Here is a 19,609-nt window from a genome sequence, read left to right as displayed (position 1 = left end):
CGTCGTCGGCGGCCGGCCGGTGTGGGGGGCGAGCCGGGCCGTGATCCGGGGTGGTGGTGAGGACGTAGGGTGGCGGGCGAGATGAGACGTAGGCGGTACGGCGCCGTTCAGGCGGCGAGGGCCTGGTGCAGGGCGTCGAGGCCGTCGGCGTAGATGCCGTGGAAGAGGTCGACGGCCTCCTGCTCGGTGGCGCCCATGGGGTTGAAGCGGCCGGACCACTGGACCTCGGCGACGTCGTCGCGGCCGGGGACGGCGTGGACGCGGAGGGTGGAGACGTAGCCGTCGACCGGGAAGGGCGCCTGGAGGATGGCGTAGCTGTACTGGCGCTCGGTCTCGTTGAAGTCGACGAGCCGTTCGATGATGACGTCTCCGTCGGGGTTGGCGAGGCGGCGCACTCGGCCGCCTTCGAGGGCGACGCTCTCGGGGATGTAGGGGAGCCAGTCGGGCAGGGCGTCGAAGCCGCCGATGAGGCTCCAGACCTTCTCGGGGGTGGCGGGGACAATGCGGCTGACGGTGGTGGAGGCCATGACGATTTCTCCTGGTGCTGTCTGGACGGGTGTGCTCAGGCGCCGTAGGGCAGCGGCGCGGCGGGGCTGACCAGCCCGGCGGCGCGCAGGTCCTGCCAGAACGCGGCGGGGACGGCCTCGGTGAGGGCGGCGGTGTCCTCGGCGATGCGGCTCGGCTTGGTGGCGCCGGGGATGACGGCGGCGGTGGCGGGGTGGGCGAGGGAGAACTGCAGGGCGGCGGCCTTGATGGACACGCCGTGCCGCGCGGTGAGCTCCTTGATCCGGCCGACGCGCTCGATGATCTGCGGCGGGGCGGCCTGGTACTCGAAGTGGGTGCCGCCGGCGAGGACGCCGGAGCTGTAGGGGCCGCCGACGACCATGTCCACGTTCTGCTCCTGGGCCATCGGGAGCAGGCGCTGGAGGGCGTGCTCGTGGTCGAGGAGGGTGTAGCGCCCGGCGAGGAGGAAGCCGTCGGGCTGGGGCTCGTCGAGGGCGAGGGTCAGCTCGATCGGCTCGGTCTTGTTGACGCCCAGGCCCCAGGCCTTGATGACGCCCTCGTCGCGCAGGCGGGACAGGACGCGGAAGGCGCCGGTGCGGGCCTCCTCGAACTTGCTCAGCCACGCGTCGCCGTGGAAGTCCTGGGCGATGTCGTGGACCCAGACGATGTCCAGCCGGTCGGTGCCCAGGCGCCTGAGGCTGTCCTCGATGGAGCGCTCGGTCGCCTCCGCGGTCCACACGTGGAGCATCTTGTTCGGGTTGCCGTGCTCGAACAGGCCGCCCTTCTCGCCGAGGTCGCGGGCGCCTTCCTCCTTCTCGTCGAGGATGACGCGGCCGACCTTGGTGGACAGCACGTAGGCGTCGCGCGGCTTGCCGGCGAGGACCTCGCCCAGCCGCTCCTCGGCGAGGCCGGCGCCGTAGAAGGGGGCGGTGTCGAAGTAGCGGACGCCCTGGTCCCAGGCGGCCTCGACGGTCGCGCGGGCCTCCTCGTCGGGGATCGCGCGGAACATGTTGCCGAGCGGGGCGGTCCCGAAGCCGAGCTTGCCGGGAAGGATTTCAGTAAGGGACATGACAGTTCCTTTGCGAAGGAGGGAGGGGATTCGGATGCTCTGCTTAGATGCGCGAGCCCCTTATGTGCACCAACAATAGTTGCATGCGCGGGCTAATGCAAGGACTCGGGCGTGGGGAAGTGCGGCAGCACGTGCTCGGCGAGCTCGTGCAGCAGCTCCTCGACCGGCCGGTCGTTGGGGCGCAGGTTGAACGAGACATGGGAGACGCCCAGCCCGGCCATCGTCTTGAGGTGCTCCACCAGGGCGTGGCGGCCGGTGCTCAGGCCCAGCCGGATGGGGCGGGCCGGGGCGTCGGGGTCCTCCTGGAGGGTGAGGACCATGGGCGTCAGGTACGGCTTGCCGCCGCCGGTCAGCGCCTGCCACTCCCGCGTCTTGATGCGCAGGGCGCCCAGTTCGCGCGGGTAGTTGAGGGAGGCGTCGACGTTCTCGGCGATCCAGTCCGGGGTCTGCTGCGCGCCGCCGGCGACGGCGATCGGGATCCCCGCGGGGTGTGCCGGCCGCGGCAGCACCTCCAGCTGCCGGTCCGCGCCGAGGCCGACCCCGGGCAGCTCCAGCGGTCCGGCGCGCCAGGCGGCCCGCAGGGTCGCGACGCCCTCGCGGAAGGCCTCGCCGCGGGACTGGAAGTCGCGGCGGAACAGCGGGTACTCCACCGGGCGGTCGCCGCTGGCCAGGCCGAGCAGCATCCGCCCGCCGGACAGCACGTCGACGGTCGCGGCGGCCTTGGCGACGAGCAGCGGCTCGCGCAGCGGCAGCACGGTCGCGGCGGTGCCGAGGACGACGTTCTCGGTGACGGCGGCGAGGTGGCCGAGGTGGGTGAAGGTCTCGAAGACGGTACCGGCGTCGCCGAACTGGAGCGGGTCGTAGAGCGGGACGTCGCGCAGCCACAGGGCGGCGAAGCCCAGCCGGTCGGCCAGCCGGGCGCGCTCGGTGTGCGATGTGAGGTCGGGGACGCCGAAGGGCCGGCCGGCCGCGCGGTCGGCACGCCCGCGCGCGGGGCCCCAGTCGTTGTCGAGGGGCAGTTCGAGGCCGAGGGTGAGCCCTCCGTCACCGGGGGCGAGACGGGCGAGGGCGGGGTGGGGGGAGGCCATGACGGATCCTTCCGGGGAGCTGGGAGCTGGGAGCTGGGGGCCGGGCAGGGCAGATGGGGAAAAGGACGACGCCCCCGCTCCGCTCCGGACGGTGGGCCGGGGGCGGAGCGGGGGCGTCGGGAGGATCAGTTGAACTGGTCCGGGTGCGGGCCGGTGCGCAGACCGCGGTCGGTGGCGGCGATCGCGGCCATGTCCTCGCCGGTCAGCTCGAAGCCGAAGACGTCGAGGTTCTGGCGGATGCGGGCCGGGGTGACCGACTTGGGGATCACGACGTTGCCGAGCTGGAGGTGCCAGCGAAGCACCACCTGCGCGGGCGACTTGCCGGTGCGCTCGGCGATCGCGGTGATCGCCGGGTCGTCCAGGACGGCGCCCTGGGCGAGCGGGCTCCACGCCTCGGTGGCGATGCCGTGCTTGGCGTGGAAGTCGCGCAGCTCGGCCTGCTGGAGGCCGGGGTGCAGCTCGACCTGGTTGACGGCCGGGACGAGCTCGCTGTCGTCCAGCAGGCGCTGGAGGTGGGCGGGCTGGAAGTTGGAGACGCCGGCGGCGCGGATCCGGCCCTCGGCGGCGAGCCGCTCGATGGCCCGCCAGGAGTCGAGGTAGCGGTCCTTGGCCGGGGTGGGCCAGTGGATCAGGTACAGGTCGAGGGTCTCCAGGCCGAGCTTGGCGAGGCTGGTGTCGAAGGCGCGCAGGGTCTCGTCGTAGCCCTGGTCGGCGTTCCACAGCTTGGTGGTGATGAACAGGTCCTCGCGCGGCACGCCGGCCTCGGCGAGGGCGCGGCCGACGCCGGCCTCGTTGCCGTAGATCGCGGCGGTGTCGATGCTGCGGTAGCCGGCCGCCAGGGCCGAGGCGACGGCGGCGGTGGTCTGGTCGTCGGGGACCTGGAAGACGCCGAAGCCGAGCTGGGGGATCTCGACGCCGTTGTTGAGCTTCACGGTGGGGACGGTGGGGGCGTTCATGGTGCTCTCGGTCTTTCAGTCGGTGCGGTTGGTGCGGGTGTAGCGGACGGTCTGGGCACTGATGAGGCCGTCGCGGAAAACGAAGGTGTCGGTGCCGTCGTCGACCCGGTGGGTCGCGGTGGCGGCCGTCCAGCGGAGGAAGAGGATCTGGTCGGCGAACCTCGGGGTCAGTCGCCACTCGGCCTGCGGCAGGTCGGCCAGCAGCCGGCCGATCACCCGCCGGACCCCGTCGTGGCCCCGGAACTCCCCGTCGGGGGTGATCAGGACGGCGTCCTCGGTGTAGTTCCCGGCGATGTGGTCGAGGTCCCCGGTGCCCAGGCGCTCGCCGTGGTCGGCGAAGACCTCGCGCGGCGTTCGGGTCATCGGGCGAGCTCCCGCAGGGCGGCGGTGGCGAAGGAGTGGTCCTGCTCCGGGGCGCCGCCGCCGAGGCCGATGGCGCCGACGAGGCGGCCGTCGCGGTGGACCGGAATGCCGCCGGCGATGAACAGCAGCGGCCGGTCGAGCGCGGTCGGCAGCGAGTGGAACGGCCCGTCGGGCTTGACCAGGTCGACCAGGTCGGCGGTCGGGGCGTTCAGCTGCAGCGCGGTGTAGGCCTTGCGGGTGCTGGTCTCGCCGGAGATCAGGACGGCCCGGTCGTCGCGGCGGAAGGCGAGCAGGTGGCCCCCGGCGTCGAGAACGGTGACGCTGACCGGGACCCCGGCCGCTTCGGCGGCGGCGCGGGCGGCCGTGATCAGGTTCTCGGCGTCGGCGGTGGTCAGCGGGGTGACGGCGGTGGTGCTCATGGTGGTTCTTCCTGAGATGGGGGTGGGCGGGTGAGGTCAGTGGTGGGCGGCGACGGGGGCGGCGGCGGGGCCGGCCGTGGCCGCGGTCGCCGGGCGGCGGCGCTCCAGGGCGGCGGACCAGACGGCGAGGACGAGGGCAGCGGCGGCGAGGACGGCGCCGACCCAGTTCGGCGAGGTGTAGCCGAGGCCGGCGGCGATCACCATGCCGCCGAGCCAGGCGGAGAGGGCGTTGCCGAGGTTGAAGGCGCCGATGTTCACGGCGGAGGCCAGGGTGGGCGCTCCGTGGGCCTGGTCCAGCACCCGCTTCTGCAGCGGCGGGACGGTGGCGAAGCCGAGCGCGCCGACGAGCATGATGGTGATCGCGGCGAGGACCTTGTGGTGCGCGGTCAGGGTGAACAGCGCCAGGACGACGGCGAGGCCGCCCAGGGTGGTGTAGAGCATCGGCATCAGCTTGCGGTCGGCGTACTTGCCGCCGAGCAGGTTGCCGAGGAACATGCCGATGCCGAAGAGGACCAGCAGCCAGGTGACCGCGCCGTCCGAGTAGCCTGCCACGTGGGTCATCATCGGAGCGATGTAGGTGATCGCGGCGAAGACACCACCGAAACCGAGCACGGTCATCGCCATGGCGAGCAGGACCTGCGGGTTGCGGAAGGCGGTCAGCTCGCGGCGGAGGTGGGCGCCCTCGGGCCGGGGCATCGCGGGGACCAGCTTGGCGATGCCGAGCAGGCCGACGATGCCGAGTGCGGCGACACCGGCGAAGGTGATGCGCCAGCCGACGGCCTGCCCGATGGAGGTGCCGAGCGGCACGCCGACGATGTTGGCGACGGTGAGGCCGGTGAACATGGTGGCGATGGCGCCGGCCTTCTTGTCCGGGGCGACCAGGTCGGCTGCGACGACGGAGCCGATCCCGAAGAACGCGCCGTGGGCGAGCGAGGCGACCACACGGCCGGTGAGCATCAGGCCGAACGAGGGGGCGAGGGCCGAGACCAGGTTCCCGAGCACGAACAGGCCCATCAGCAGCATCAGCATCCGCTTGCGGCTGATCCTGGTGCCGAGCACGGTCAGCAGCGGGGCGCCGAGGACCACGCCGAGCGCGTAGCCGGTGACCAGCAGGCCCGCCGTGGGGATGGAGACGCCGTAGTCGGCGGCGATCTCGGGCAGCAGGCCCATGATCACGAATTCGGTGGTGCCGATGCCGAAGGCGCCGACGGCCAGAGCGAGCAGTGCGAGAGGCATTGGGCCCGACCCTTCTGTGATTGCTTGAGTGAGCTCCTTGCGTGTCTTCACAATAGTTGCAGGCGCGCTATAAGAGCAAGCGCGGGCTGTGGTCGTTCTCTGGATGTCGGCGGTCACATGGTGTCGCGGGGCATGAAAAAACCGGCCCCAGCGCGATGCTGGGGCCGGCTCCCGCTGGGCTGCTAGCCCACGCGTACCGGTGCGTCCACGGCCTCCACGGCCTCGACCAGCGAGGCCAGCTCGGGGTTGCGCCCGGCCTCGTCGAGCGCCTCCCGGAGTGCGGCGTCGTTGGTCGGCCGGGCCTCCTCCAGCAGCTTCAGCCCCTCCTCGCTGACATTGGTGTAGATGCCGCGGCGGTCGGTGGGGCAGAGGTAGCGGGACAGCAGGCCGCGGTCCTCCAGCCGGGTGACCAGCCGGGTCGTCGCGCTCTGGCTGAGGACGACCGCGTCGGCGACCTGCTTCATCTGCAGGTGGCCGCCCTCGCCGTCGTGCTGCCGGCTGAGCACGTCGAGCAGCGAGTACTCCCGCACGCTCAGGTCGTGCTTGGACTGCAGGGCGCGCTCGATGTGCGACTCGATCCTGCCGTGCAGGAGGGAAAGCGCACCCCAGCCGCTGGCCAGGGCGGTGAGCGCGGGGTCCGTGGCGGTCATGAGGCCGGCCTCCTTCCGAATGTGGCTGTATCCAAGGGTAAGCCATGAAGGTGAATACCAGCCAGAGCGGATAAGAGGCTAATGCAAGTATTTTGCCCCGGGCCCGGCCCCGGCTTCCCGGGCCCGTGCTCAGCTCGCGAACCCGCCCTCGGGCTGGATGATCTCCAGATTGGTGCCGTCCGGGTCGTTGAAGTAGGCGACCTTGGTGCCCAGCGCCGCCTCCGGGGTGACCTCGCCCGCGACGAACGTGTAGTCGTCGCCGAGGAAGTCGTACCCGGCCTCCTTCATCCGCCGGTACACCGCGTCGAAGTCGTCGACCCGCAGACACAGGTGCATCGAGCCGGGGCGGTTCGCCACCCCGTTGGTCCGCCGGCCGACCGGCTCCTGGAACTGGATCAGGTCGATGCCGAGGCTGTTGTCCAGGTTGATCGTGGCGTACCGCAGCTTCGCCACGGGCAGTCCCTGCGACTGGCCGAACGGCACGCTGTGCATCGTTCCCTCGGCGACCGGCTCCCGGCCGGTGAGGGCCGTGTAGAAGGCGATCGACGCGTCCAGGTCGGAGACCGAGATGCCGACGTGGGCGGCGCGGGCGAGGTTGACCGGGGTGCTGGAAACGGTCACGGGAACAGTCCCTTCGTCCGGCGGCCCTCCTTCTGCGGGGGCGGCGCCGGCCGGCACGGGCGGGCCGGCTCCCGGAGAGCCGTCCGCGGTCAATTCTTCCGGGGGCCGGTGCCGCCGCAACTCGCCGGCGGCGCCCCGGCACGTCCGCTCACGCCTCCCCGCCGCCCGCCGCGAGCGCGGTGTTGATCCGGGCGGCCCGGCGGGTCAGGTGGTCCCGCTCGGGGAGGTTCGGCGCCTCGCGGGCCGCCTCGGCGTACAGCCGCGCCGCCGTCGCCAGCTCGCCCTCCCGCTCGCGCAGGTAGGCCTCCGCCGCCGTCCGGCGCGGCAGCCCGGCCCCGACCGCGGCCAGCGCCGCCAGACCGGCGCGCGGCCCGTCCGCCTCACCGACCGCCACCGCCCGGTTGAGCCGGATCACGGGGCTGTCGGTCAGCCGCAGCAACTCGTCGTACCACTCGACGATCTGCACCCAGTCGGTCTCCTCCGCCGTCCGGGCGTCCGCGTGCAGCGCCGCCACGGCCGCCTGCGCCTGGAACTCGCCCAGCCGGTCACGGGCCAGCGCCGCCTGGAGGACCGCCACGCCCTCGGCGATCAGCGCGGTGTCCCAGCGGGTGCGGTCCTGCTCGGCGAGCGGCACCAGGGCGCCGTCCGGCGTGGTCCGGGCGGTCCGCCGGGCGTGGTGCAGCAGCATCAGCGCGAGCAGCCCCGCCACCTCGGGGTGGTCGACCCCGGCCGCGAGCCGGCGGGTCAGCCGGATCGCCTCGGCGGCGAGGTCGACGTCCCCCGAATAGCCCTCGTTGAACACCAGGTAGAGCACCCGCAGCACGGTCGCGACGTCGCCCGGCCGGTCGAAGCGCACGCCGGAGACCGTGCGCTTGGCCCGGCTGATCCTCTGCGCCATGGTCGCCTCGGGCACCAGGTAGGCCCGGGCGATCTGGCGGGTGGTGAGCCCGCCGACGGCGCGCAGCGTCAGCGCCACCGCCGACGCGGGCGTCAGCGAGGGGTGGGCGCAGAGGAAGTAGAGCCGCAGGGTGTCGTCGACGGCCGTCGCCGGCCCGGGCGCCGGCTCCTCCTCGACCCGGTCCTCGCGCCGGCGGCGGGCCGCGTCCGCCCGGGCCGCGTCGAGGAACTTGCGCCAGGCCACGGTGACCAGCCAGCCCTTCGGGTCGGCCGGAGGCCCCGCGGGCCACACCCGCAGGGCCTCCACCAGGGCGTCCTGGACGGCGTCCTCGGCCGCCGCGAAGTCGGCTCCGCGGCGGACGAGGACGGCGAGCACACCCGGGGTGAGGCTGCGGAGCAGCGCCTCGTCCACGGGACCGGTCACTCCGTGACGGTCGGCGCGGAGCCGTAGAACGGACGCAGCTCCAGCCACTCGTGGATCGGCCGGCCGCCCGCCCCCGGAGCGGCGGACAGCTCGCCGGCCAGCTCGACGGCGCGCTCGTAGCTGTCGACGTCGATCACCATCCAGCCGGCGATGAGGTCCTTGGTCTCCGCGAACGGGCCGTCGGTGACCGGCGGCCGGCCCTCGCCGTCGTACCGGACCCACGCCCCCTCGGGGGCGAGCGCCTGGCCGTCGACGTACTCGCCGCTCTTCTCCAGCCGGGTCGCGAAGTCCCGCATGTACTGCAGGTGCGCCTCGATCTCGTCGGGCGTCCACTGGTCCATGGGCACGTTGTTGACCGGGTCGGGAGCGCCGCGGTAGTGCTTCAGCAGCAGGTACTTGGCCATGGTGACCCTCTCCTCGGAGTTCGTGCGGCCCATTGTGGCCGCCTTCGCCCCTGGGACGGAGCAGGCCGCGGCTTCTCGACATCGCCGGGCGGATTTCCTCCGGCGATCTCCACCGGCCCGCTGTCAGCCGCGGTAGACGCCCGCCTCGTACAGCGAGTACCCCCATGCGGTGGCGCGCTGCTCGCCGTGGATCCGCACGTACCGGGCGGGTACGGCCGGGAACCGCGCGGTGTCCAGGCCGCCGTCGCCGGACGCGGTGGACCACACCGTGCGCCAGGTCGCCCCGTCGGTGGACACCTCGATCCGGTAGGCCCGGGGGAAGGCACGCTCCCAGTCCAGGGTGACCTTGCCGACCAGGGTGGTGGCGGGCAGGTCGATCCGCAGCCACTGGTCGTCGCTCCAGTCGCTGGCCCAGCGGCTGGAGCTGTTGCCGTCGACGGCCCGGGCGGCCCCGAAGTCGGTGAACGGGTTCCACTCGGCCGAGCTCGCGGCGGCGGTGGCGCCCGCGACGAGGTTCACCTCGGACCGGTGCCGCTCGGAGGCGCCCCAGGTGGTCAGGTACGACTCCGCGCCGCGGAACAGGTCGTCGATCACGTCCTGGCCGCCGACCAGCCGGATGTCCTCCAGCCAGTCCGGCACCAGGCCGTAGTGCGCCGCGCCGTCGGTGTTGATGTCCCAGGTCCGGCTGCCGGCGGTGGCGCGCTCCACGACGGAGCCGCCGTCGGCGGTGCGGAACGGGTAGCGCACCGGGTTGGCGGTGCCGGCCCCGCGCGGGCCGGGCCAGCCGCCCACCCCGTTCATGTCGGTGCCGTAGCCGTAGCCGACCCCGTACTTGTCGCGCAGCGCGTCGGTGCGCCGCGCCTCCGCGCTGAAGCCCTCCGCGCCGTGCATGTACTGGGCGACGAAGCCGCCGAGCTTGTAGACGCGCTCGGTCCAGCCGAGGTCCATCCAGCTGTGCGAGGAGATGGCGCCCGGGTAGGCCTCGGACTCCAGGACGTCCAGCGCCCGCCCGGCGGCCTTGACGCTCATGTGGTCGAGCTCCAGCATCATGCCGCGCCGCATCATCCCGCGCAGGGCGTACTCGCCCAGCTCGGTCAGCCCGCGGGTGTTGCACTGGGCGCCGTCCGCGTAGGAGGGCATGGCCGTCCCCGGGGGCAGCTGGGCCTGCACCGAGGCCGGGGCGGGTGCCAGGCCGATCGGATTGTCGTGCTGGGGGCCGGTGCACTGCTCGGTCTGCCAGAAGGTGCCGGTGGACAGGAACTGGCCCGCGTTGATCGCCGCGCCCAGCCCGCCCTCGTCGAACCGCACCCCGCACAGCGCGTTGTCGAACTTGTGGCAGAGGAACATGCTGCGCACGCCGAGCCCGTACAGCTCGTCGAGGCCGCGGTCGATGTCCGCGCGGCTGCACTGGGCGACGTCCAGCACCTGCTTGCAGCCGAACGGCTCCGAGGTCTCCACGCCGAGCACCACGGCCAGCTTGCCCTGCCGGACGACCTCCCGGGCCTGCCCGCTGTCGGTGACGATCCGGAACCAGCCCTTGCCCGGGCCGCCGTACAGCTTGTCGACATAGGCCTGCATGTCGTGGCTCAGCTTCGCCTGGAGGCGGATGGAGGTCATCTCGTCGCAGCTGCGGTCCTTGAAGAAGTAGACCGAGCAGATCACCCCGTTGGTGACCAGGTCGTTGACCAGCACCCGCTGGCCGCCGCGCCAGGCGCGCTCCACCCAGGCGTAGTAGTTCTGCTGGTGGGTCAGGGAGTCATGGGCCGGCCAGTCGGCGAAGGTCGGCCAGCCGACCGGGTCGTGCCGGCCGTCGCCGCCCTTGGTGATCATGTCGAAGACGGCGAGAGAGCCGTCGGGGTAGTGCTCCGGGCAGTCCTTGAGGGCGTCCGCGACGCCCGCCTCGGAGAAGGCCTTGCCGCAGATCAGGCGGCCGCCGAAGGCCTCGTTGGCGAGGATGTGGTCATGCGCGTCGACGAAGCCGCGGACCCGGCCCTGGGCGTCGGTGCCGGTGAACGGCTCGCCGGTGACGCCGATCGAGGCGTCGGGCGCCGGCCGGGCGACCGGGTCCCACCAGTTCCCGCCGCCGGCCCCGCGCGCCGGAGCGGCGAGGGCGGCGGCGACCAGGGCGAGTAACGCGGCGAGCAGGGTGGCGAGTCGCAGGCGTGCGTGGGGGAGGCGTGCGTGGGGGAGGCGGGTCATGGGCACCCCAGTTCCGGAGGGACGGACGGGCGGGCCGACGACGCGGCCGCCACCTCCGCCCGCGGCACGGCGGCGCGCCCGGGGGCGGCTGTCGGGTCCCGCGCAGTCGGTGTGACGAGAATCGCCACTGTTGGACATTCCGTCAATAGTCCTGGCCGAACCGGCACTTCGCGCACTCCCCGCGCCCGGCCGGGCCGGCCGGCATGGCCGCCCGAAGATCGGGCAGACGGCGGTCCGTCCCGTGCCCGGTGAGAGCGGAGGAGTGGTGTCATGACGGAACGGACGGAAACGGCCTGCGGCGGCCCGCGGGCGGCCGCCGGCCCGCAGGAGGGAGTCGTCGAGACCAGGATCCCGGCCAGACTGGACCGGCTGCCCTGGTCCGGTTGGCACTGGCGGATCGTGATCGGCCTCGGCACCGTCTGGATCCTGGACGGCCTGGAGGTCACGATCGTCGGCACCATGGCGGCCAGGCTCGCGGAGCAGGGCAGCGGCATCAGCATCTCCACCGCCCAGGTGACCACCGTGGCGGCGGCCGTGTACGTGGCGGGCGCGTGCGCCGGAGCGCTCTTCTTCGGCCGGCTGACCGACCGGCTGGGGCGCAAGAAGCTGTTCATGCTGACCCTCGCGGTCTACCTCGCGGCGACCGCCGTCACGGCGCTGTCGTGGGACGCCTGGTTCTTCTTCGTCTGCCGCTTCTTCACCGGCTTCGGCATCGGCGGCGAGTACGCGGCGATCAACTCCGCCGTCGACGAGCTGATCCCGGCCCGGGTGCGCGGGCGGATCGACCTGATCATCAACGGCAGCTTCTGGATCGGCGCCGCGCTGGGCGCGTTCGCCTCCATCGCGCTGCTCGACACCTCGCTGTTCGCCGCCGACGTCGGCTGGCGGCTGTCCTTCGGCCTCGGCGTGGTCCTCGGCCTGGTGATCCTCCTGGTGCGGCGTCACGTTCCGGAGAGCCCCCGCTGGCTGGCCGCGCACGGGCGGGTCGACGAGGCGGAGGCGGTGGTCGCCGAGGCCGAGCGGATCACCGAGGAGCACACCGGCTCCGCCCTGCCGCCGGTCACGGGCGAACCGATCCGGATCCGCGAGCGCGCTCCGATCGGCTTCCTGACGATCGCCCGCACCGTGGTGACCCGCTACCCGCGCCGCACCGTCCTCGGCCTGGCCCTGTTCATCGGCCAGGCGTTCCTCTACAACGCGGTGACCTTCGGCTACGCCGCCATCCTGACCACGTTCTTCGACGTGCCGCAGGCCGACACCGGCTACTACTTCGCGGTGATCGCGGTCGGCAACTTCCTCGGCCCGCTGCTGCTCGGCCACTTCTTCGACTCGGTCGGCCGCAAGCCGATGATCGCCGGCACGTACATCGGCTCCGGCGTGCTGCTCTTCGGCACGGCCGTGCTCTTCCAGCAGGGCGCGCTGTCCGCCGTCTCGATGACGGCCTGCTGGACGGCGGTGCTCTTCCTCGCTTCGGCGGGGGCGAGTTCGGCCTACCTGACGGTCAGCGAGGTCTTCCCGCTGGAGACCAGGGCGCTGTGCATCGCCTTCTTCTACGCCGTCGGGACGGCGGCCGGCGGCATCAGCGGCCCGCTGCTGTTCAACGGGCTGGTGAGCACGGGGAAGGCTTCCGACACCACCCTGGCGTTCTGCATCGGTGCCGCGCTGATGACCCTGGCCGGACTGGTGGAGGCCGCCATCGGCGTCCGCGCGGAACGGCGGAGCCTGGAGTCGCTGGCGACCCCGCTGAGCGCCGTCGGCCGCGCGGGGGCCTGACGGACCTGACGGACCGGCCTTCCGGCCCGGGTCCGGCGGTGAGCGCGGCTCACCGCCGGACCCGGGCCGGCGCAGGCTCCGCGGCTCCGGTGCCCGGCGGACGGTCGTGCGGCAGGAACAGCGCCGCGCCGAGCCCGACCACGCCGAAGGCGGCGAGCGCGATCATCGCCGCCGCGTAGCCGTTGCGCGAGAGCTCGGAGACCAGGATGGTGCCGGCGACGGCGGTGCCCAGGGAGGAGCCGAGGTTGGAGATGCTGCGGGACAGCCCGGAGATCTCGCCCTGCCGGCTGTCCGGGAACGCGGACTGCACCACATTGACCGACGGGGTGAGCATCAGGCCGAGGCCGAGCCCGATCAGCAGCAGGCCGGGGGCGAACGGCCAGGCCCCGCCGATGGCGCGCACCAGCAGGAGCAGCACGACGATGCCGGCCGTGGTGGTGGCGAAGCCGGTGACGATCAGGGTGCGCTGGGCCCGCCGCTTCGCCAGCCGCTCGGCGCCCAGCGAGGAGACCAGCAGCCCCAGGGTGGCGGCGGTGAAGACACCGCCGGTGGCGATCGCGCTGTAGCCGCGGACCACCTGGAGGTAGGCGCCGACGGTGAACGAGACACCCATCAGGACGAGCCACTGGGCGTTCTGGGTGACCAGGCCCAGGTTGGAGACCCGGTTGTGGAACAGGCTGGTGGCCAGCAGCGGTTCGCGGCCCGCCCGCTCCAGCCGGCGGATCCAGCCGAAGAAGGCGGCCAGTACGGCGGCGCCGCCGGCCAGCAGGCCGATCATCAGCCAGACGTTGTTGTCCGCGGCGAGGATGCCGGTGACCAGCAGCACCAGGCCGGCCGCCGAGAGCACCGCGCCCACGATGTCGAACGGCCGGTCGGGGTCGGGCGGCAGCGGGTCCTCCAGGGTGCGGGTGAGGAACAGGATCAGGGCCACCACCACGACCTGGAAGCCGAAGTTGGCCCGCCAGTCGATCGCGGTGGTGAGCAGGCCGCCGATCAGCGGTCCGGCGGCCGCGCCGATGCCGCCGAGCGCCATGATGGTGCCGAACGCGCGGGCCCGGGCGGCGGTGCCGGTGAACAGCAGGGTGGTCAGGATGTAGACCGGGGGGATCAGCAGGGCGGTGCCGACGCCCTCCAGTACCGAGTTGCCGAGGATCAGCACGCCGAGTCCGGGGGCGGCCGCGCTGAGCAGGGCGCCGACGCCGTAGACGGCGAGGCCCAGCATCAGGCAGCGCTTGCGGCCCCAGCGGTCGGTGAGCTTGCCGCCGGGGATCATCAGGGCGGCCATCACCAGCAGGAAGACGGTGATCGCGACCTGGACGCCCTGGACGCTGGTGTCGAGGTCCGCGCTGATGTCGTTGATCATCACGTTCATGCTGGAGCCGGCGAAGCTGCAGATGAACTGGGCGAGGGCCAGCGGGGCCAGCACCCGGCGCCCGGCCGGGGCGGGATGGGCGGCGACGGTGGTGGTCATTCCCGGCTCCGTCCGTCGGGCGCGGTGAGCACCGCGTAGAGCGCGGCCAGGTCGATCGCGATGATCATGAGTGACCAGGCGGGGTAGCTCGCCACGAAGACGAACTGCACGAAGATGTTGGCGCACAGCACCGTCGCCGGGAACCAGCGGCTCGGGAGGTCGCCGGTGAGCAGCGTGATGCCGGCCAGCCCCTGGGCGATCGCCAGCGCGAGCACCGCCCAGCCCAGGCTGTGCAGGTCGCCGAAGGCATAGCGGTCGGTGCCGGTGACGACGGGCGAGTCGATCAGCGCCGCCATCGCGTCCCACCCGTTGAACAGGGCCAGCAGGATCAGTGCGACGCCGGCGAACGGCAGCAGGTTCCGGCGGGGCCGTGCCGGGTGGGTGGATGAGGCCATGGCCGGGGCTCCTTTCCGACGTGACCGGACGACCGGAGGACCGGACGACCGGCGTCCGACTACCGATGACCGACGACCGGCGTCCGCCGTCAGGCGGCGCCCCGGCGGTCCAGCTCCTCGTCCAGCGCGAGCGCCGCGTCGATCAGCGCGAGATGGGTGAACGCCTGCGGGAAGTTGCCCAGTTGCTCGCCGGAGGGCCCGATCTCCTCGGCGAACAGGCCCACGTGGTTGGCGTAGGTGAGCATCTTGTCGAAGGCGTAGCGGGCCTGGTCGACCCGCCCGGCCCGGGCGAGGGCCTCGACGTAGAGGAAGGAGCAGAGGTTGAAGGTGCCCTCGGTGCCGCGCAGCCCGTCGGGGGAGGCGGCCGGGTCGTAGCGGTAGACCAGGCTGTCGCAGACCAGCTCCCGGTCCATCGCGTCCAGGGTGGTCAGCCAGTCCGGGTCGGTGGGGGAGAGGAAGCCGACCTTGGGCATCAGCAGCAGCGAGGCGTCCAGGACCTCGGTGTCGTAGTGCTGGACGAAGGCCTGCCGCTTCGGGCTCCACCCGCGCTGCACGACCTGGCGCAGCACGGCGTCGCGCGCCGAGCTCCAGCGGTCCAGGTCGGCGGGGCGGGCGTGGGCGCGGGCCATCCGCACGGCGCGGTCGAAGGCCACCCAGCACATCACCCGGCTGTAGGTGAAGTCCTGGCGCCCGCCGCGGGTCTCCCACACGCCCTCGTCGGCGCGGTCCCAGCGCTCGGTCAGCCAGTCCACGAGGCGGCGGAAGGCGTCCCACCCGCGCAGCGCGCCCATGTCGCCGTCCCCGGCGGCGAAGGCGTAGGCGGCCTCGCCGTAGATGTCCAGCTGGAGCTGGTCGGCGGCGGCGTTGCCGGCCCGCACCGGGAACGAGCCCAGATAGCCCTCCCAGTGGCCGAGCGTCTCCTCGCTCAGCCGCGGGTCGCCGTCGACCCGGTACATGATCTGCAGCCGCTCGCCGTCGGCGCCGGACGCGGCCTCGACCCGCTCGCGCACCCAGCGGCGGAACGCCTGCGCCTCCTCGCGGAAGCCGAGCCCGATCAGGGTGTGCACGGAGAGCGAGGCGTCGCGGATCCAGGTGTAGCGGTAGTCCCAGTTGCGCTCGCCGCCGACCTGCTCCGGCAGGCCCATCGTGGCGGCGGCGATCAGCGCGCCGGTCGGCCGGTAGCTGAGCAGCTTCAGCGTGATCGCCGAGCGGTCCACGATCTGCCGCCAACGCCCGTGGTAGTTCGACGACTTCAGCCAGCCGTACCAGAACGCCCGGCAGGCGTCGAAGGCCGCGCGGGCCTCCTCCTCGGACGGCGCGGGAGGCGGCTCGCCGCCCGGCGGCAGCGTGGTCAGCTCCACGCTCGCCAGCTCCCCGGCGGCCAGCGTGAACCGCGCGGTCACGTCCTCGCCGTCCGCGCGCAGCCCGACCGGGGCGGTGGTCCGCACGCACAGCTCCTGGCCGGGCGAGCGCAGCAGGGCGGTGTGCTCGTCGGGGAGGCTGAGCCGGTGGGCGGCGCGGCCGTAGTCGAAGCGGGGCCGGCACTCCAGGACGAACGGGACCCGGCCGCGCACCACCCGCGCGCCCCGGATGATCCGGTGCCGGCCGGAGGGGCTCGCCGAGGTGTCCGGGAGCATGAAGTCGATCACCTCCGCGACCCCCTGCGGGGCCAGGAAGCGGGTGACCACGATCGCGGTCCCGGCGAGGTAGAGCTGTTTCACCTGGGCGTCCGGCACGGCCTCCCGGTCGACGGCCAGCCGGCAGCGGCCGCCCTTGAGGTCGTCCAGCAGCGAGGCGAAGAGGCTGGGGGAGTCGAACCGGGGGGTGCACCACCAGTCGATGTCGCCGTCGGTGGAAACCAGGGCGGCGGTCTGCAGGTCGCCGATGATCCCGTGCTCGGCGATCGGGGGGTAGGGGCTCATGGGTGGGTGCTCCCTCGGCGGACGGCGGGAACTGCCTGCGCCGCCACCGTACGAGGGGCGGCCCGGGCGGTGGATCACCCCGGGCGGGTGAGCGCCCGCAGGGCGGCCGCCGGGGCGCGACACCCGGTCCGGCGGGTCACCTCGGGAGGGTGATGCGCCGCACCGCCCGCTCCGGCCAGGCTGGAGGCCACCGTCGAGGCGAAGGGAGCCGGCCCCATGCGCTACGAGATCCGGGTGTCCGGCGTGCTGCAGGAGACGACCCGTCGGGAGGGCTTTCCCGAACTGGAGAGCAGGGTCGTGCCCGATCACACCGTCCTGTACGGCGACATCGTCGACGAGGCCCACCTGTTCGGGCTGCTCAACCGCTGCCAGGCACTGGGGCTGCGGGTGACGGAGCTGCACCGGCTGCCGGAGTGAGCCGCCGCCGCCGGCGCACGGCCTGCCGGGCGGCTCTCACGGCCCGTCGAGCAGGTGCAGCCGGGCGGCGGTGCGCACCGCCTCGCGGCGGTTGGCCGTCAGCAGCTTGCGGTTGATGCTCTTGAGGTGCGTCTTCACCGTGTTCGGCGACAGGAACAGCTCGTCGGCGATCTCCTGGGTGGACAGCATCCGCGCCGCGTGCGCCAGGACGTCGCGCTCGCGCTCGGTCAGCGGCTCGGTCGGCGGCGGCGGGCCGTCCGTCGGCGGTACGACGCCGACACCGACGCCGACGCCGAGGCCGACGCCGAGACGGGGGCCGACGCCGGGACGGGGGCCGACGCCGGGACCGGGGGCAGGGGCGGACGGGCGCAGGTCGCCGGGCAGCCAGGGATGGGCGAGGGCCAGCTGGGGCGACCGGCGCAGCCGGCGCCGCACCCAGGGGGCGGACTCGCGGAACGGCCGGCGCAGCCGCTCGGGCTCGGCGGTGGCGAGGGCCTGCGCCAGCAGCCGCGCGCCCTCCGGCCCGTCCGGCTCGGGGCCGGCCTGGGCCAGCAGGAGCAGCGCGCGGGTTCGGGTCGCGCTGCCCACGGCGGGGTCGTCGCGCAGGGCGCGCAGCTGGTCGAGGGCGCCCGCCTCGTCCAGGCCGGCGGCGAGCCGGGCCCGGGCCGCCACCACGAGTGAGTCCGGCGCGCGGGTCGGCACGCCGTCGAGCACCGCCAGCGCGGCCCGCGGGCGGCCGGCCGCCAGGTGCGCGGCGCAGGCGGCGACGGCCAGCCGCTCGCTGCTCCAGTCGGACGCGCGGTCGGCGAGGTCGTGCTCCCGGGTCTCCGCGAGCAGCCGCAGCGCGGCGTCCGGCCGGCCCCGGGACAGCTCCAGCCCGGCCCCGATCACCGCGGTGCCGAGGGCGACCAGCGGATCGCGCTCGGGCACGGCGCGCTCCGCCGTCCGCTGCAGCGCCCGGCGGGCGTCGGCCGGTTCGTCGCGCTCCAGCGCCGTGGCGGCCAGCAGCAGGTCACGCACATCGGTGCGGCTGTCGGGCGGCAGGCTGGAGCGGTCGGCCTCCTCGTCGGCCTCGCGCACCCGCTGCTCGGCGCGCCCCGAGCGGCCGCGCAGGTGGTCGATGAGCGCCAGCCGGCAGAGCGAGTCGTGGCGCAGCCGGGCCGTGGTGGGTGAGGGAGGGGCCTCGGCCGCGCGCTCCAGCGCCGCCCGGGCCTCGTCGAGGCGGCCGTGCCACAGCAGGGCCGAGCCGAGGCCGGCGTCCACCAGGGCGAGCAGCTCGGGGTGCTCCGCCAGCCGCTCGGCCGGTGCCAGCGCCGCCAGCTCGTGGGCCCTCCGGGCGGCCTGCTCGGCGAGCGCGGCCGAGCCGAGCAGCCGGGCGGCCTCCGCGCGCACGAAGGCGGCCGCCAGCTGGAGCGTGGCCTGCTCCGGCGGCAGGGGTTCGACGCGCCGCACGATCCGCAGGGCGCCGTCCGCGTCGTCGCGGCCCAGCCGGAGGGCCGCGCGGACGAGTTCGGCGGCCGGGGTGTGCTCGGCCGGCGGCATCCGGGAGAACAGCGCGCACAGCCGGGTGGCGTCGCGCCCGGCGACCAGCTCGCCGAGGGCCAGCTCGTCGACCAGCAGCCGCGCGGCCAGCCCCCAGGCGCCGCCCTCGGCGGCGTGGTCCAGCGCGGCCCGGTACTGGCCGTGGTCGGCGAGCCACCGCGCGGCCCGCACCCGCAGCTCGTCGACCCGCTCCGGGGCGGCGGCACGCAGGTGCAGGCGCAGGATGCCGGCGAACATCGGGTGCAGCCGGTACCAGCCGTCGGACAGCGCCTCGGTGAAGGCGTTCTCCTGGTGCAGCCGGTCCAGGATCCGCCGGCCGTCGCGGCGGCCGGTGAGCGCGTCGGCGAGGTCGGGGTGGACCCGGCCCAGGATGCTGCAGCGCAGCAGCAGGTCCTGGGTCGGTGCGGGCTGGGTCCGCAGCACCTCGGCGAGCAGGAAGTCGGAGAGCGCGGCGTGCGCGGCGTCGATCCGTCCGAGGTACGCCCGCGGGTCCTCGGCGTCCTTGGCGGCGAGCGCGAGCAGCCGCAGCCCGGCCGCCCAGCCGGACACCGCCTGGTGCACCGCGTCGACGGTGGCCGCGTCCAGGCGCAGGCCGTGGCGCTCCAGCAGCGCGGCCGCCTCGTCGCGGCTGAGCGCGAGGTCGGCGGCGTGCAGCTCGCCGAGCTCGCCGGCGGCCCGGTAGCGGTGCAGCGGCAGCAGCGGCTCGCGCCGGCCGACCAGGACCAGGCGCAGCCGGCCGGCGGTGTGCCGGACCAGGTCGTGCAGCTGCCCGGTCAGCCGGGGGTTGTCGATGTGCTCGAACTCGTCCAGCACCAGCACCAGCGGCTGCGGCCGGTCGTTGATCCACGCGGCCAGCCGGACCAGCAGGGACGGCTCGACGTGCTCGGCCTCGGCCGGGGCGCCGACCTCGTCGGGCAGTCCGGGGACACCGCCCTGCAGGGCCTCGCGGACGTACGCCCAGAAGGTGCCGGGCTGGTTGTCGCTCTCCTCCAGGGTGAGCCATCCCGCCGGACCGGGGAGCCGGCCGCGCGCCAGCCAGTCGGCCACCAGCAGGGTCTTGCCCGCGCCCGCGGGCCCGTCGACCAGGGTCACCGGCCGGGCGGCGGCCGCGTCCAGCCGCCGCAGCAACCGCTCGCGCCGCAGGAAGGTGGCGGCGGGCGGGCCGGGCGGGCGGACCCGGGTGTCCAGCATCGGGTCCCCGTTGGGAAGCCTCGCGGGTGCTGTACGGGTGTGCGGCATGGTGCCACCGCCTGAAGGTT

At 73.9% G+C, this 19,609-nt stretch carries 18 protein-coding genes; 2 read left to right on the top strand and 16 right to left on the bottom strand.

Annotated features, from left to right (window positions below):
- Nucleotides 1-107 precede the first annotated feature (107 nt).
- From ABTX81_RS35115 to ABTX81_RS35060, 12 genes are all read right to left on the bottom strand, one after another.
- Nucleotides 108-527, bottom strand: a complete 420-nt coding sequence (locus ABTX81_RS35115) for an SRPBCC family protein (RefSeq protein ID WP_350554131.1) — start codon at nt 525-527, stop codon at nt 108-110.
- Between the two features lie 35 nt (nt 528-562).
- Entirely contained in the window at nt 563-1,573 is a 1,011-nt protein-coding gene (locus tag ABTX81_RS35110) for an aldo/keto reductase (RefSeq protein ID WP_350554129.1), read from the bottom strand.
- A gap of 92 nt (nt 1,574-1,665) precedes the next feature.
- Nucleotides 1,666-2,661, bottom strand: a complete 996-nt coding sequence (locus ABTX81_RS35105) for a TIGR03571 family LLM class oxidoreductase (RefSeq protein WP_350554127.1) — start codon at nt 2,659-2,661, stop codon at nt 1,666-1,668.
- Nucleotides 2,662-2,786: 125 nt separating this feature from the next.
- The gene (locus ABTX81_RS35100) at nt 2,787-3,617 is read right to left on the bottom strand and encodes an aldo/keto reductase (RefSeq protein ID WP_350554125.1); all 831 of its coding nucleotides are present in this window, start codon (nt 3,615-3,617) and stop codon (nt 2,787-2,789) included.
- 15 nt (nt 3,618-3,632) lie between these two features.
- Nucleotides 3,633-3,980: a nuclear transport factor 2 family protein gene (locus tag ABTX81_RS35095; protein WP_350554123.1), complete on the bottom strand. Its 348-nt coding sequence runs from the start codon at nt 3,978-3,980 to the stop codon at nt 3,633-3,635.
- On the bottom strand, nt 3,977-4,399 hold the full coding sequence (locus tag ABTX81_RS35090) for a GlcG/HbpS family heme-binding protein (RefSeq protein WP_350554121.1): 423 nt from the start codon (nt 4,397-4,399) through the stop codon (nt 3,977-3,979). The genes ABTX81_RS35095 and ABTX81_RS35090 overlap by 4 nt, the downstream gene beginning before the upstream one ends.
- 36 nt (nt 4,400-4,435) lie before the next feature.
- Nucleotides 4,436-5,635, bottom strand: a complete 1,200-nt coding sequence (locus tag ABTX81_RS35085) for an MFS transporter (RefSeq protein WP_350554119.1) — start codon at nt 5,633-5,635, stop codon at nt 4,436-4,438.
- Between the two features lie 182 nt (nt 5,636-5,817).
- Nucleotides 5,818-6,285, bottom strand: a complete 468-nt coding sequence (locus ABTX81_RS35080) for a MarR family winged helix-turn-helix transcriptional regulator (protein ID WP_350554117.1) — start codon at nt 6,283-6,285, stop codon at nt 5,818-5,820.
- Nucleotides 6,286-6,414: 129 nt separating this feature from the next.
- Nucleotides 6,415-6,906 carry a VOC family protein gene (locus ABTX81_RS35075; protein WP_350554115.1) on the bottom strand — a complete coding sequence of 164 codons (492 nt, stop codon included), beginning with the start codon at nt 6,904-6,906 and terminating at the stop codon, nt 6,415-6,417.
- A 148-nt stretch (nt 6,907-7,054) separates the two neighbouring features.
- Nucleotides 7,055-8,215, bottom strand: a complete 1,161-nt coding sequence (locus ABTX81_RS35070; RefSeq protein ID WP_350554135.1) for an RNA polymerase sigma factor — start codon at nt 8,213-8,215, stop codon at nt 7,055-7,057.
- Nucleotides 8,216-8,223: 8 nt separating this feature from the next.
- The gene (locus tag ABTX81_RS35065) at nt 8,224-8,631 is read right to left on the bottom strand and encodes a YciI family protein (RefSeq protein ID WP_350554133.1); all 408 of its coding nucleotides are present in this window, start codon (nt 8,629-8,631) and stop codon (nt 8,224-8,226) included.
- Between the two features lie 123 nt (nt 8,632-8,754).
- A complete protein-coding gene (locus ABTX81_RS35060) occupies nt 8,755-10,830 on the bottom strand; it encodes a galactose-binding domain-containing protein (protein WP_350554113.1) in 2,076 nt (691 codons plus the stop codon).
- 270 nt (nt 10,831-11,100) lie between these two features.
- On the opposite strand from ABTX81_RS35060, the gene ABTX81_RS35055 reads away from it, so the two are divergent.
- Entirely contained in the window at nt 11,101-12,603 is a 1,503-nt protein-coding gene (locus ABTX81_RS35055) for an MFS transporter (RefSeq protein ID WP_350554111.1), read from the top strand.
- A 49-nt stretch (nt 12,604-12,652) separates the two neighbouring features.
- Here the strand turns inward: ABTX81_RS35055 and ABTX81_RS35050 are convergent, their stop codons facing one another.
- From ABTX81_RS35050 to ABTX81_RS35040, 3 genes are all read right to left on the bottom strand, one after another.
- Nucleotides 12,653-14,074 (bottom strand): MFS transporter, encoded by a 1,422-nt coding sequence (locus ABTX81_RS35050; protein WP_350554109.1) that lies wholly within the window; start codon nt 14,072-14,074, stop codon nt 12,653-12,655.
- Nucleotides 14,071-14,469 (bottom strand): DUF7144 family membrane protein, encoded by a 399-nt coding sequence (locus ABTX81_RS35045; protein ID WP_350554108.1) that lies wholly within the window; start codon nt 14,467-14,469, stop codon nt 14,071-14,073. The genes ABTX81_RS35050 and ABTX81_RS35045 overlap by 4 nt, the downstream gene beginning before the upstream one ends.
- 89 nt (nt 14,470-14,558) lie before the next feature.
- On the bottom strand, nt 14,559-16,391 hold the full coding sequence (locus ABTX81_RS35040; RefSeq protein ID WP_350554106.1) for a glycoside hydrolase family 15 protein: 1,833 nt from the start codon (nt 16,389-16,391) through the stop codon (nt 14,559-14,561).
- Nucleotides 16,392-16,607: 216 nt separating this feature from the next.
- Between ABTX81_RS35040 and ABTX81_RS35035 the strand changes: the two genes are divergently transcribed.
- On the top strand, nt 16,608-16,808 hold the full coding sequence (locus ABTX81_RS35035) for a DUF8691 family protein (RefSeq protein ID WP_350554104.1): 201 nt from the start codon (nt 16,608-16,610) through the stop codon (nt 16,806-16,808).
- A 36-nt stretch (nt 16,809-16,844) separates the two neighbouring features.
- Here the strand turns inward: ABTX81_RS35035 and ABTX81_RS35030 are convergent, their stop codons facing one another.
- Nucleotides 16,845-19,541: a winged helix-turn-helix domain-containing protein gene (locus ABTX81_RS35030; protein WP_350554102.1), complete on the bottom strand. Its 2,697-nt coding sequence runs from the start codon at nt 19,539-19,541 to the stop codon at nt 16,845-16,847.
- Nucleotides 19,542-19,609 lie beyond the last annotated feature (68 nt).

This window comes from Kitasatospora sp. NPDC097605, assembly GCF_040302725.1.
Lineage (GTDB): Bacteria > Actinomycetota > Actinomycetes > Streptomycetales > Streptomycetaceae > Kitasatospora.
This window is presented reverse-complemented; position numbering and strand designations above follow the sequence as displayed.